The sequence below is a fragment of the Pseudomonas sp. p99-361 genome (genome assembly GCF_003935475.1).
GTDB lineage: Bacteria > Pseudomonadota > Gammaproteobacteria > Pseudomonadales > Pseudomonadaceae > Aquipseudomonas > Aquipseudomonas juntendi.
Genome location: NZ_RHQO01000036.1, coordinates 23,010 through 36,726 on the forward strand (window position 1 = coordinate 23,010; position 13,717 = coordinate 36,726).

Consider the following 13,717-nt stretch of genomic DNA (forward strand, 5'->3'; position numbering starts at 1 on the left):
TGCATTCAGCCCTTGAGCAGGGTGAGCAGCAATATCAGGTTGATCAGTAACGACAGCACGGCCAGGGTGCGCCAGACTATCAGTGGCTCGCGCTCCAGCAATGGCCGCGGGCGGCCGGGCAATTCCTGGCGGTCGCCCCGTTCGAGCAGCAGCAACCACTGTTCGGCGGTTTCGAAGCGCTGCGCCGGGTCGGCGGCCACGGCCTGCTGCAGGTTGTGCTGCAGCCACTCCGGCAGGTCGGGCCGGTAGCGCGCCGGGTTGACCGGTTGGCCGAAGCGCGGCCGCTGAAAGGCTTCCACTTCCCCATAGGGGTAGTGCCCGGTCAGCAGGTGATACAGCGTCACGCCTGCGGCATACAGGTCTTGGCGGGGGCTGGGCGGCTGGCCGTCGAAGGCTTCAGGGGCGATGTAGGACGGGGTGCCGGGCAAGGCATGTTGCGGGTCTTCGCAGAGCCCGGGGCAGTACGCCAGGCCGAAGTCCAGCAGGCGCAACTGGCCATCGCCGCCCAGGTGCAGGTTGTCGGGCTTGATGTCGCGGTGCAGCAGGTTGCGCCGGTGCAGCACCCCCACCGCCTGTAGCAACTGCCGGGCGAGCTCCAGCCACTGGGCCAACGGCAGTGGGCCATTTTCGGCCAGCAGCGCGGCCAGGCTCTGGCCCGGGTATTCGCGCATCACGTAGTACAACTGCTGGCGCTGGCTGCAGGCGTGCAGCTCGGGAAAGTGCCGGCCGGCGACCCTGCGCATGAACCATTCTTCGAGCAGCAGGCCCTGCGCCGCACCAGGCTCCTGCCGCCGCTCGGGCGGCAAGGTCTTGAGCAGCCACGCCTGGCCTTGGCCATCGCGCACCCGGTACAACAACGACTGACGGCTGTGTGCGCGCAGTTGTTCGACCTGCCAGCCATCGATCGACTGGCCTGCCCGTAACGGCTCGGGCACGGGCCAGTGCTGCAGTTGGGCCAAGGTGTCGCCAAGGTTCGCCGTGCCCGGTTGTTCGACCTGCACCAGCATGGCGCTGGCGTTATCCTGGCTACCGTTGAGGTGGGCGCTGGCAACCAACGTGTCCACGGCCAGCTGCAGGTCGGGTTGCTCGCGCAGCACCGCCTGGATGTGCTGGTCGCCCAGGCTGGCCCACACACCGTCGCTGACCAGCAGATAACATTCACCCGGCTGCAATTCGCCTTCCAGGTAATCCACCAGCAGATGCTGGTCCAGGCCCAGCGCGCGTTTGAGTACATGCTGCATGCCGGGCTGATCCCAGACATGGTCTTCGCTCAGGCACTGCAGCTGGCCGGCGTGCCAGCGATACACCCGGCAGTCGCCTACGTGGGCCAGGGTGAAGCGCCGCCCGCGCAGCACCAGCGCGCTGAGGGTGGTCAGCAACGGCTGGCCATTCCCTTGGGCGCGCAGCCAGCGGTTCTGTGCCAGCAGCAGGCGGTCGAGGGCCTGGGCCACGCCCCAGGTGGCCGGCGTGGCGTAGTAGTCCAGGGCCAGCGCCTGTAGGCTGGCCCGCGCGGCAAGGCCGCCGTCGGCACATTGGCTGACCCCGTCGGCCAGGGCGAACAGGTAGCCTTTGCTGGCGGCCAGCTCCGGGGCCGGGGTGACCAGGCGCAAGGCATCCTGGTTTTCCGCGCGCGGCCCGGTGGCGCTGGCCTGGGCAAAGCTCAATTGCAGGCTCATGGGTGGGCCTCAGACCCGCGCTGCGGTCACGGCCGCCGAGCCCCAGGTGGTGCGCCAGCGTTGTTTCACGCCGTGCAGGCCGAACCAGGCCAGCAGGCCCAGGCTGGCGAACAGCCACAACCCCAGTTGGTAATCGCCAGTGTGCTGCTTGATGGTGCCCAGCCCCGCCGCCAGCAGGAAGCCACCCATACCACCGGCCATGCCGATCAGCCCGGTCATCACGCCGATTTCCTGGCGGAAGCGTTGCGGCACCAGTTGGAACACTGCGCCATTGCCGGCACCCAGGCCGAGCATGGCGCTGACGAACAGGGCCAGGGCGGCTGCCGCGGAGGGCAGGTTAAAGCCGACGGCAGCAATGCAGACGGCCGCTACGCTGTACATGCCCAGCAGCGTGCGGATGCCGCCAAAGCGGTCGGCCAGGGCGCCACCGAGCGGGCGCATCAGGCTGCCGGCGAACACGCAGGCCGCCGTGTAGTAGCCGGCGGTGACCGGGCTCAGGCCGTACTGATCGCTGAAGTAGCCGGGCAGGGCGCTGGCCAGGCCGATGAAACCACCGAACGTGACGCTGTAGAAGAACATGAACCACCAGCTGTCGCGGTCGCCCAGTGCCTTGAGGTAGTCGGCCATGGCTTTGGGCTTGGGCCGTTGTGGGGCGTTACGTGCCAGCAAGGCGAAGACCACCAGCGCCAGCGACAGTGGCAGCAGTGCAAAGCCGAAGACATTGTTCCAGCCAAAGCCGGCTGCCAGTGCCGGGGCGAGCAGGGCCGCGAACACCGTGCCCGAGTTGCCGGCCCCGGCGATGCCCATGGCCTTGCCTTGATGCTGTGGCGGGTACCACTGCGAAGCCAGTGGCAGCGACACGGCGAACGAGGCGCCGGCAAAACCGAGGAACACGCCCAGCAGCAGTGCCTGTTCATAGCTGTGCACGCCCAGGCGCCAGGCAGCGGCCAGCGCGACGATGACCACTACCTGGCCGATCAGCCCGGCAGTCTTGGGCGACAGGCGGTCCACCAGCACGCCCATGGCAAAGCGCAGGATGGCGCCGGCCAGGATCGGCACCGCCACCATCAAGCCCCGCTGTTGTGCGCTCAATTGCAGGTCGGCGGCAATCTGCACCGCCAGCGGGCCCAGCAGGTACCAGACCATGAAGCTGAGGTCGAAGTACAGGAACGCGGCGAACAGCGTGGGCACATGCCCGGATTTCCAGAAGCTGGTACTCATCGAACACCTCACTCGGTCATGCAACGGAACGAAAAAGACGCCGCCACCCGCTCCACGGCTGTGGAGGGGTGAGCGACGTCTTTGTCGGAATTTAAGTGGGGCAACCGCCGTTGGTTACCGGTGCGTTTTGTTCAGCAAGAGATGGGCCAACTGTGCCTGGGCAGGGTGGCCAGGCAGTGCACCGGCCCCTCAGCCGAGCATCTCGTGCATGGCGATGATCTGCTCGGCCACCTGGATCAGCTTCTGTTGGCGGCTCATGGCCTGGCGGCGCATCAGGGTGTAGGCCTGTTCTTCGTTGCAGTCTTTCATTTTCATCAGCAGGCCCTTGGCTTGCTCGATACGCTTGCGTTCGGCCAGTTGCTGGTCGCGTGCCAGCAATTGGGCGCGCAGGGCCTGGTCGCTCTCGAAGCGAGCCATGGCCACGTCCAGAATCGGCTGCAACCGCGCCGCATGGATACCTTCCACGATATAGGCACTGACCCCTGCCTGGATCGCCTGGCGCATCACCCCGGGGTCGTGTTCGTCAGTGAACAGCACGATCGGTCGGGGTTGGTCACGGCTGACCAGCACCACATGCTCCATCACATCGCGGTCCGGTGAATCGGTATCGATCAGCACCACGTCCGGGCGCACCGTTTCGACGCAGGCGGGCAGGTCGATGGTCAGGCCTGGGGCTTCGGTGACGTCGAAGCCGGCCTCGGTCAAAGCGGCCTTGAGGCGGCCTAGTTTGCTCTGGGTGTCGTCGATCAGCAGGATGCGCAGCATGGTCGTCCCCCCTTACCTGCCAAGCTGGGCGTCGGGCAGCTCGCCCAACGCATGCAGGCTGAATCTACGGGCATAGCCGTAGGGGTCGCTGCCGTCCCAGCGGCCACCGTCTATCAGCAGGCTGCTGCGCATGGGGTGCGCCGGGCATGCCACGCCCAGGCTCTGGGCGGCCTCGGTGTACAGCGCCAGGTGCTGGACCTGGCCCGCGACCTGGAGGTAATCCGGGTCTTCGCGCAGCAGGCCCCAGCGGCGAAACTGGGTCATGAACCACATTCCGTCGGACAGGTAGGGGAAGTTGGCTCGGCCCTGGTCGAACAGGCGCAGGGCGTGCGGGTCTTGCCAGTGGTTGCCCAGGCCGTCCTGATAGTGGCCGAGCAGGCGTGGCTCGATGCTGGCCAGCGCGGTGTCCAGGTAGGCGCTGCCACTGAGCAGTTGCGCGGCGCTGCGGCGGTTGTCCGGGTTTTGCTCGATGAACCGGCTGGCAGCGAGGATCGCCTTGATCAATGCGCGCGCGCTGTTGGGGTATTGTTCGGCGAAGGCGCGGGCACAGGCCAGGACCTTTTCCGGGTGGTCGGGCCAGATCGACTGGCTGGTGGCCAGGGTGAAGCCCTGCCCTTTGGCGACCGCGTCAGCGGCCCACGGCTCGCCGACGCAGAAGCCGTCGATGCGCCCGGCCTGGATGTGTGCGGCCATCTGTGCAGGCGGTACGACTACGCTGTCGACGTCACGCAATGGATGGATGCCCTGGCTGGCCAGCCAGTAATACAGCCACATGGCGTGAGTGCCCGTGGGGAAGGTCTGGGCAAAGGTCAGCCGTGGGCCATGTTGGTGCACCAGCCGCGCCAGTGCTTCAGGGTTGGTCACGCCTTTGCGTTGCAGGGTTGGGGACAGGTTGATGGCCTGGGCGTTCTGGTTCAGCCCCATGAGCACGGCCATGTCGCTGCCCGGCACGCCACCGATGCCCAGGTGCACGGCGTAGACCAGCCCATACAGGCAGTGCGCGGCGTCCAGTTCGCCACTGACCAGTTTGTCCCGCAGGCCGGCCCACGAGCCCTGGCGCTTGAGGTTGAGGGTCAGGCCGTGCTGCTGGGCGAAGCCCTGGGTGGCGGCGACCACGACCGAGGCGCAGTCGGTGAGGCCCATGAAACCGATGTTGAGGCTGGGTTTCTCCGGCGCGTCGCTGCCGTTGACCCAGGCCAGGGGCGTTGCTCGGGGTGCAGTGTTCACAAGGTTCCTCGCCCATACTGATAAGGCTGTGGGCAGTTGGGGTGCAACCGATGTGCCATTTACGCGACCACCTCGCCCCATGGCCCCACGATGTGCTGTCATGCCGGCGCCGCGCTGGCTATAATCGCCCCCTCACTCACCCTGAGCCTTGCCCGCCCATGTATACCCTGGCCCGCCAGCTGCTGTTCAAGCTTTCCCCGGAAACTTCCCACGACCTGTCCCTGGACCTGATCGGTGCCGGTGGCCGTCTTGGCCTCAACGGCATGCTGTGCAAGCAACCGGCGGCGTTGCCGGTTTCGGTCATGGGCTTGAACTTCGCCAACCCGGTCGGCCTGGCCGCCGGCCTGGACAAGAATGGCGCGGCCATCGACGGCTTTGCCCAGTTGGGCTTCGGTTTCGTCGAAATCGGCACCGTCACGCCGCGCCCGCAGCCGGGGAACCCCAAGCCTCGGCTGTTCCGCCTGCCGCAAGCCACCGCCATCATCAACCGCATGGGCTTCAACAACCTGGGTGTCGACCACCTGCTGGGTCGTGTTCGTGCGTCGCGCTGCAGCGGTGTGCTGGGTATCAACATCGGCAAGAACTTCGACACCCCGGTCGAGCGCGCGGTCGACGACTACCTGATCTGCCTGGACAAGGTGTACACCGCTGCCAGCTATATCACGGTCAACGTCAGTTCGCCGAACACCCCGGGACTGCGCAGCCTGCAGTTCGGCGATTCGCTCAAGCAACTGCTCGATGCCCTGGCCGAGCGCCGTGAGCAGCTGGCTGCTGAACATGGCAAGCGCGTGCCGCTGGCGATCAAGATCGCCCCGGACATGAGCGACGAAGAAACCGCCCTGGTGGCGGCTGCATTGATGGAGTCGGGCATGGATGCGGTGATTGCCACCAACACCACGCTGGGCCGTGAGGGTGTCGAAGCGCTGCCGTATGGGGGCGAGGCAGGTGGCCTGTCAGGCGCGCCGGTGCTGGAGAAGAGCACCCATATCGTCAAGGTGCTGGCGGGTGAGCTGGGTGGCAAGTTGCCGATCATTGCCGCCGGTGGCATCACCGAAGGGCGCCACGCTGCCGAGAAGATCGCTGCCGGGGCGAGCCTGGTGCAGATCTATTCGGGCTTCATTTACAAGGGGCCGGCACTGATTCGCGAAGCGGTGGATGCTATCGCGGCGATGCCGCGCTAGTTTGGCGCTTTGCCAGCCCATTAAAAAGGGCCCCTTGAAGGGGCCCCTGGGCCTACGCCCGCCGCCCGATTGGGGCGTGCATGTAAATCGAATTCAGTGTCCTCGATCAGCCTACGGCGTGATTTTCGTTGAGTCTATGGATGCCAGCGGTGCCAGTCATTCCGTCCCAGTTATCGCCGCGACCTTCACGCCAGCCGTTGATCCAGGCTTGGCGAACAGAAGGAAGATTGAACGGGCAAAGTTCGCGGGATTTGCCGGTGACCCCGTATTGGTAGCCACGTGAATATGCTCTTTCCAACGGATCACGCTTAAGTCTTCTCATAGGGTGTTGCCCTCACTTGTTGACTGTAATGTCCCGTCGGCCTCTCCGAGGCCGGGCAGAGTCTTTCTGCCGGTTTGCGCTCGCTGCCGGCGTCGCGAGCTGAATGTGCCGCCTCGTTGCGAAGCGGCCTGAGACCAGTTCTATCGAATGCGAGTCACGGTGTGAATGATCGATTTGTCATAAGGACGTAACGTTTGTGAGGGTGTGGGGATAAGTAAAGAAATGCGACTCAACCTTGTTTAGCGTTGAGCCCGCTACGATCGGGGTTTGCCGATCATTGACGTCATTTTGCCAGCGTCACTCAAGGAACAGAGAAATAATTTGAAATGCGACGAAGGGTTACACAGGGCTCTACGTCGCCAGAATTTTTCGTACTGCCTGATGATCTAAGCTGTCTTTGCCACCCGGCAAAGTGCAGATCTGTCAGGTGGCCCGGCCCGCTGCGGCACACGTTGTGCCCAACCGGCCACCTGCACGCCTGCTGGAAAGGCGTGCGGGCAAACATCGCGGGGCGATGCGTCGCCTCGTCAGTCAATAGCCCAAGGCTCTGGAATATTCATGTCGGACCGTTTCGAACTCTACCTCACCTGCCCCAAAGGCCTTGAAGGCCTGCTTGCCGAAGAGGCCAAAAGCCTTGGCCTGGACGAAGTGCGTGAGCACACCTCGGCCATCCGCGGCGCCGCCGACATGGAAACCGCCTACCGCCTGTGCATCTGGTCGCGTCTGGCCAACCGTGTGCTGCTGGTGCTCAAGCGTTTTTCCATGAAGAACGCCGACGACCTGTACGACGGCGTGCACGCCGTCGACTGGGCGGACCACCTGGCGGCCGATGGCACCCTGGCGGTCGAGTTCAGCGGCCATGGCTCGGGCATCGACAACACCCATTTCGGTGCGTTGAAGGTCAAGGATGCTATCGTCGACAAGCTGCGCAACCGCGAAGGCCTGCGCCCGTCGGTGGAAAAAATCGATCCTGACGTTCGCGTGCACCTGCGCCTGGAGCGCGGCGAGGCGATCCTGTCCCTCGACCTGTCCGGGCACAGCCTGCACCAGCGTGGCTATCGTCTGCAGCAGGGCGCCGCGCCGCTCAAGGAAAACCTGGCGGCCGCTGTGCTGATCCGCTCCGGCTGGCCGCGTATTGCCGCGCAAGGTGGCGCGCTGGCCGACCCGATGTGCGGTGTAGGTACGTTCCTTGTGGAAGCCGCCATGATTGCTGCCGACATTGCGCCCAACCTCAAGCGTGAACGCTGGGGTTTCAGCGCCTGGCTCGGGCATGTGCCGGCGCTCTGGCGCAAGGTGCATGAAGAAGCGCAGGCACGGGCCCAGGCTGGCCTGGCCAAACCCCCGCTGTGGATCCGTGGCTACGAGGCCGACCCGCGGCTGATTCAGCCGGGCCGTAACAACGTGGAGCGCGCAGGCCTGGGTGACTGGGTGAAAATCTACCAGGGCGAGGTCAGCACCTTCGAGCCGCGCCCGGACCAGAACCAGAAAGGCCTGGTCATCAGCAACCCGCCCTACGGTGAGCGCCTGGGCGACGAAGCCAGCCTGCTGTACCTCTACCAGAACCTGGGTGAGCGTCTGCGCCAGGCGTGCATGGGTTGGGAGGCTGCGGTATTCACCGGGGCGCCGCAACTGGGCAAGCGCATGGGCATTCGCAGCCACAAGCAGTACGCGTTCTGGAACGGCGCGTTGCCGTGCAAGCTGCTGTTGTTCAAGGTGCAGCCTGACCAGTTCGTCACCGGTGAGCGCCGCGAGGCACCGGCCGACACCCGTGAGGTCGGCCAGCAGGTGCCCGTCACCAGCGAGCCGGCACGCCTGTCGGAAGGGGCACAGATGTTTGCCAACCGCCTGCAGAAAAACCTCAGGCAACTGGGCAAATGGGCCCGACGCGAGCAGGTCGACTGCTATCGCCTGTACGATGCCGACATGCCTGAGTATGCCCTGGCAGTCGATCTGTACCACGACTGGGTACACGTGCAGGAATATGCCGCACCACGCTCGGTGGACCCGGACAAGGCCCAGGCGCGCCTGCTCGATGCCCTGGCGGCCATTCCGCAGGCATTGGGCATTGCCCCGCAGCGCGTGGTGCTCAAGCGCCGCGAGCGGCAAAGCGGTACCCGCCAGTACGAGCGTCAGGCTACCGAGGGCCGTTTCCAGGAAGTCAACGAAGGCGGCGTGAAGTTGTTGGTCAACCTCACCGATTACCTCGACACCGGCCTGTTCCTCGACCATCGTCCGATGCGCATGCGTATTCAGCGCGAAGCAGCCGGCAAGCGCTTCCTCAACCTGTTCTGCTACACCGCCACGGCCACCGTGCACGCGGCCAAGGGTGGGGCGCGCAGCACCACCAGCGTCGACCTGTCGAAAACCTACCTGGACTGGGCGCGACGCAACCTGGCGCTCAATGGTTATTCCGAGCGTAATCGGCTGGAGCAGAGTGATGTCATGGCCTGGCTGGAGGGTAACCGCGACAGCTACGACCTGATCTTCATCGACCCGCCAACCTTCTCCAACTCCAAGCGGATGGAAGGTGTGTTCGACGTGCAGCGTGACCATGTGCAGTTGCTGGACTTGGCCATGGCCCGCCTGGCGCCCGGTGGCGTGCTGTATTTCTCCAACAACTTCCGTAAGTTCCAGCTGGACGAACACCTGATGGCGCGCTACGCCGTGGAGGACATAACGGCCCAGACCCTGGACCCGGATTTCGCCCGCAACAACCGCATCCACCGCGCCTGGCGCTTGCAGCTGCGCTGAGCCGACGGGGTACATTGCGCGGGTAGTGGCCAATAGCTATAACTTGGTTCATGGCTGGATAATCCGCAGGACGCTGACGTGACGAGACGTGTGTATGTCAAAGTGTGGCGTGCTTGCGCGGGTGCCTGGCCTGCGCGCAGAGGCGATGTCCGCCTGGGTGATGGCCTTGATTGCGCTGCTGGCCGGCGGCCTGCTGACGGCCGCCCTGGCCCTGGCCACGCAGTCGTTGTACAACCAGCAGCTGCGCCAGCGCTTCGAGTTGCTGGCGGGCGAGCGCTTTGGCCGCATCGCCGAGCGTTTTGCCGAACAGCAGCAGCGCCTGGATGGGCTGCGCTGGTTTTTCAGCTATTCCGATGAAATAACCCCCCGGGAATTTGCCGGTTATGCCCGGCCGCTGCTGCACCGTACCCAGGCCTATGCCTGGGCCCCGCGTGTAGAGGCCGCGCAGCGCGCCATATTCGAACGCCAGGCCAGCACCCTTGCTGGCCCAGGCTTTATGATTCGCGATCAGGGCCCGCAGGGGCAGTGGCGCCGCGCCCCCGCGCGCGACCAGTATTTTCCCGTGCTGTATAGCGCGTCAGGCACCTTGCCGGGGCTGCCATCTGGTCTCGACCTGGCTGCGCAGGATGCGGCCCGGGCAGTGCTTGCGCGGGCGCTGGTGCCGGGGAGCATGGCGGTGTCGCAGCCGCTGAAGTTGAATGCCAGCGAACCGGGCGTGCGCGGCCTGATGATGGTGGCCCCGGTATTCGCCGTTGCCACGCCCCACGGCGTGGCAGCGGGTTATGTGCTGGCCCTGTTGAGCATGCCTGAGCTGATCGGCGATGGCCGGCCAGTGGCGCCTGACGATAACCTGGTAACGCGCCTGGTTGACCCGTCCGGGCGGCAGGGCCCAGAAGTTCTGTACGACTCCAACAACCCCGTGGCGCCCCTGTCGCTGGTCAGCGATCAGGTGTTGCACCTGGCGGACCGCCAGCTGCTGCTGAGTATCCGCCCCAGCCTGGCATTCCTGCAGGCCAACCGTTCTTCGGCGGTGCTGGCAGTCGGTGCACTGGGCGGTTTGTTGAGCCTGCTGCTGAGCGTGCTGTTGTTCAACCTGTTCAGCCAGCGTCAACGGGCCTTGGCCCTGGTTGCACAGCGCACCGCAGCGCTGCAGGTCAGCGAACAGTCGCTGCGTGGCACCCACAACCAGCTGCGCAGCGTGCTGGATGCCGCGACCCAGGTTGCGATCATCGCCACCAACCTCAAAGGGGTGGTCAGCACCTTCAATGCCGGTGCCGAAAGCATGCTCGGTTACCCGGCCAGTGAAGCCATTGGCCGCCTGCGCCTTGAGCAACTGGTGCTGGCCGAGGAGCTGAGCCAGCGTGCGCATGCCTTGAGTTTGCGCTTTGGCCGCGCCATTGCGGGGGGCCATGCACTGTTTGCCGAAACCGTATACGAACAGGGCGCCGAGCCAGGTGAGTGGACCTTGGTACGCGCCGACGGCAGCCAACTGGTAGCCAACATGCTGGTGACCGCCATGCTGGACGACCAGGGTTTATGGGTGGGTTACCTGGCCATCTGCATCGACGTCACTGAGCGGCGTCGGGTACATGAGGCATTGGCTGCGCGTGACCGGTTGCTGGAAAAACTCAGTGCCGAAGTACCGGGCGGCATCTACCAGTACAGGCTGGATGCAAACGGCCATTCGTGTTTCCCCTATGCCAGCAAGGGGCTGTACGACATTTATGAGCTTGACCTGCAGCAGCTGCGCGAGGATGCCGCCGCTGTGTACGAGCGCATTCACCCTGATGACCTGGAGCGGGTGAGCCGTTCGGTGCGCTACTCGGCCGAGCACCTGACGCCATGGCGCGAGGAGTACCGCGTGTGCCTGCCCCGGGCGGGCTTGCGCTGGGTGCGTGGCGAGGCAACGCCGGAAGTGGGCGAGCAGGGCTGCACCTTGTGGCATGGCTACCTGACCGATATTTCCGATCTCAAGGGTGTGGAACACGAGTTGCGCAGGCTGTCGGTGACCGATTCACTGACCGGCATCCATAACCGCCGTTACTTCCAGGAACGGCTGAAGAGCGAGTTGGAGCGTGCCCAGCGAGGTGGCCAGGCGCTGGCGGTGATCATGCTCGACATTGATCACTTCAAACGCATCAACGACCGTTTCGGCCATGCGGTCGGTGACCGGGTGCTGCGTAGCCTGTGCCAGCGCATCGGCCAGCGCTTGCGGCGTACCGATGTGTTCTGCAGGCTGGGCGGGGAGGAGTTCATGGTGTTGTGCCCGGGCACTGATGCCGAGCAGGCGCGTGTGCTGGCGCTGGAGCTTTGGCAAGGCGTGCGCAATGACCCGGTAGACGGCGTGGGCCAAGTGACCGCGAGTTTCGGCGTGGCCGGGTGGCGGCCGGGGGAGGGCGCCGACGCGTTGCTGTTGCGCGCCGATGCCGGGGTTTATGCGGCCAAGCAGGCCGGGCGGGACCGGGTTGAGGGGGAGTCTGCCTGACCGCGCTGCCAGGTGCTGGCCACTGCATCTTCAGCGCCTGTGAGATCGAGCGCCGCGCGGGCGGCGCTCGATGCATCAATTGGCAGCGGTGCTGCCGGCCAGCTTCGGCTGGCGGTACAGGTCCAGCAGCACCTGGTCCAGCACCTGCGAGGCACCCCATGGTTTCGGGTCGTTGAGGATCGCCGCCACTGCCCAGGTGTGGCCATTGCTGTCGCGGCTGAAACCGGCTATTGCGCGCACCGTGTTCAGGGTGCCGGTCTTGATGTGCCCTTCACCGGCCATGGCGGTGCGCTTGAGGCGCTTGCGCATGGTGCCATCCATGCCCACCAGCGGCATCGAACTCATGTATTCGGCAGCGTAGGGGCTCTTCCAGGCTGCCTGCAGCATCTCGGCCATTTCCCGGGTGCTGACGCGCTCGGCTCGCGACAGGCCAGAACCGTTTTCCATCACCAGGTGCGGCGCGGTAATGCCTTTTTTCGCCAGCCACTGGCGTACCACGCGCTGTGCGGCACGCGCATCGTCGCCATCGGCATCGGTGCGGAACTGTGCGCCAAGGCTGAGGAACAACTGCTGGGCCATGGTGTTGTTGCTGTACTTGTTGATGTCGCGGATCACTTCGACCAGGTCTGGGGAGAAGGCACGTGCCAGCAGGCGGGCACTCTTGGGCACGTTCTCGACACGGTCGCCGCCCTGGATGGTGCCGCCCAGCTCGTTCCAGATGGCACGTACGGCACCGGCCGCGTAAGTCGGGTGGTCAAGCAGGGCCAGGTAAGTCTGCGAGTTGCAACCGTCACCCAGTTGGCCGCTGACCGTCACACTGATGCCGTTGGCCTGAGGCACTGGGTTGTAGCGCACATCGCCACTGCATTGTTTCGAGGCCACAGGCTTGACCTGGTTGTCGATGCGGATGCTGGCAATCGGTGGCTCCACCGCAATGGTGACCTTGCCGCCATCGTTGCGGGCAACAAAGCGCAGGGCCTTGAGGTTGACCAGCAGCGAGTCGGGCTTGACCAGGAACGGCTTGTTTTCGTCACCGCCGTCGTCGTTGAACTGGGGCAGGTTGGGTTGCACGAAGTGGCTGCGGTCCAGTACCAGGTCACCGGTGACGGTGCGCACACCATTGGCGCGCAGGTCACGCATCAGCAGCCACAGCTTTTCCATGTTCAGCTTGGGGTCACCGCCGCCTTTGAGGTACAGGTTGCCGTTGAGCACCCCGTTGCTCAGGGTGCCGTCGGTGTAGAACTCGGTCTTCCACTGAAAGGTCGGGCCAAGCAGCTCGAGGGCTGCGTAGGTGGTAACCAGTTTCATGGTCGAGGCCGGGTTTACCGACACGTCGGCATTGAACACGGTGGGAACACCGGGGCCATCCAGGGGCAGCATGACCAGCGACAGTGCGGTGTCTTGCAGTTTGTTGGCTTTGAGCGCCTGCTGCACTTTGGCAGGCAAGGTGGTGTTGACGGCTGCGGCTTGGCTGGGCAAGGCGAAGGGCAATAGCAGGCCGGCGAGTACGAGGGGACGAAGCGTTTTGATCATGGTGAGCAAATACCCTGCAGCGAGGGAAAAGGACATTGGGGCTGTAAGCGATGATGGCCCCACGAGCTAAAGAAACCGCATTATGCCCCAAGCGTAGCGACGATGCGCCACGTTCGACGGAAAACCATCGCCAATAAAAAGGCCACCTCGAGAGGTGGCCTTTCTTCGATCGAACCGGGCTGAGGGTTACTCAGCCTTGTTGATCGGCTTTTCCGGGTACCAGGCGTCCAGCAACGGGCTGACTTCGATCTTGGTCAGTTCGCTGCGGCCTTTGAGCCAGGCTTCGACGGCGGCGCGTTGTTCTTCGCTGACCGAGCCGCGTTTGACCGAGCACACCAGGCCGTAATCGTCACCGCCTACATAATCCAGGCCGTTGGCGTCCATGGCTTCAGCCAGGAACGCGTCGAGGAAAGCATCGATTGCCTGGTCATCCAGATCTTCCTTGAATTCCAGGTTCAGCTCGAAGCCCAATTCCTGAAACTCGTCGACACACAGCTTCTTGCGCAGACGACGGGAGCGGTTTGTGGCCATGAAACAATCCTCTTAGGTAATAACG

The 13,717-nt window shown here is 64.6% G+C and carries 10 protein-coding genes; 3 read left to right on the top strand and 7 right to left on the bottom strand.

The window, feature by feature from the left end; translation table 11 throughout:
- Positions 1-5: 5 nt before the first annotated feature.
- The 4 genes from EGJ22_RS16500 to EGJ22_RS16515 all read right to left on the bottom strand — a co-directional run bounded on the left by EGJ22_RS16500 (position 6) and on the right by EGJ22_RS16515 (position 4,889).
- Complete coding sequence (locus EGJ22_RS16500) at positions 6-1,676, bottom strand: bifunctional protein-serine/threonine kinase/phosphatase (RefSeq protein WP_029887898.1); 1,671 nt, start codon at positions 1,674-1,676, stop codon at positions 6-8.
- A 9-nt stretch (positions 1,677-1,685) separates the two neighbouring features.
- The gene (locus EGJ22_RS16505) at positions 1,686-2,897 is read right to left on the bottom strand and encodes a NarK/NasA family nitrate transporter (RefSeq protein ID WP_029887899.1); all 1,212 of its coding nucleotides are present in this window, start codon (positions 2,895-2,897) and stop codon (positions 1,686-1,688) included.
- A gap of 189 nt (positions 2,898-3,086) precedes the next feature.
- Complete coding sequence (locus EGJ22_RS16510; RefSeq protein WP_009684013.1) at positions 3,087-3,662, bottom strand: ANTAR domain-containing response regulator; 576 nt, start codon at positions 3,660-3,662, stop codon at positions 3,087-3,089.
- 12 nt (positions 3,663-3,674) lie between these two features.
- Positions 3,675-4,889 (bottom strand): CmpA/NrtA family ABC transporter substrate-binding protein, encoded by a 1,215-nt coding sequence (locus tag EGJ22_RS16515; RefSeq protein WP_064314444.1) that lies wholly within the window; start codon positions 4,887-4,889, stop codon positions 3,675-3,677.
- Positions 4,890-5,047: 158 nt separating this feature from the next.
- On the opposite strand from EGJ22_RS16515, the gene EGJ22_RS16520 reads away from it, so the two are divergent.
- Positions 5,048-6,070: a quinone-dependent dihydroorotate dehydrogenase gene (locus tag EGJ22_RS16520; RefSeq protein ID WP_029887791.1), complete on the top strand. Its 1,023-nt coding sequence runs from the start codon at positions 5,048-5,050 to the stop codon at positions 6,068-6,070.
- Between the two features lie 106 nt (positions 6,071-6,176).
- On the opposite strand, the gene rmf is transcribed toward EGJ22_RS16520, so the two are convergent.
- Entirely contained in the window at positions 6,177-6,392 is a 216-nt protein-coding gene (rmf, locus tag EGJ22_RS16525) for a ribosome modulation factor (protein ID WP_003248687.1), read from the bottom strand.
- A gap of 558 nt (positions 6,393-6,950) precedes the next feature.
- Between rmf and rlmKL the strand changes: the two genes are divergently transcribed.
- Positions 6,951-9,143 (top strand): bifunctional 23S rRNA (guanine(2069)-N(7))-methyltransferase RlmK/23S rRNA (guanine(2445)-N(2))-methyltransferase RlmL, encoded by a 2,193-nt coding sequence (gene rlmKL / locus EGJ22_RS16530; RefSeq protein WP_029887790.1) that lies wholly within the window; start codon positions 6,951-6,953, stop codon positions 9,141-9,143.
- Between the two features lie 94 nt (positions 9,144-9,237).
- A complete protein-coding gene (locus tag EGJ22_RS16535) occupies positions 9,238-11,628 on the top strand; it encodes a GGDEF domain-containing protein (RefSeq protein ID WP_029887789.1) in 2,391 nt (796 codons plus the stop codon).
- 75 nt (positions 11,629-11,703) lie between these two features.
- Here the strand turns inward: EGJ22_RS16535 and dacB are convergent, their stop codons facing one another.
- Positions 11,704-13,161, bottom strand: coding sequence for a D-alanyl-D-alanine carboxypeptidase/D-alanyl-D-alanine-endopeptidase (dacB, locus tag EGJ22_RS16540; RefSeq protein ID WP_029887788.1), 1,458 nt, complete (start codon positions 13,159-13,161; stop codon positions 11,704-11,706).
- Between the two features lie 186 nt (positions 13,162-13,347).
- Positions 13,348-13,692, bottom strand: coding sequence for a YggL family protein (locus tag EGJ22_RS16545; RefSeq protein ID WP_009684007.1), 345 nt, complete (start codon positions 13,690-13,692; stop codon positions 13,348-13,350).
- Between the last annotated feature and the right edge of the window lie 25 nt (positions 13,693-13,717).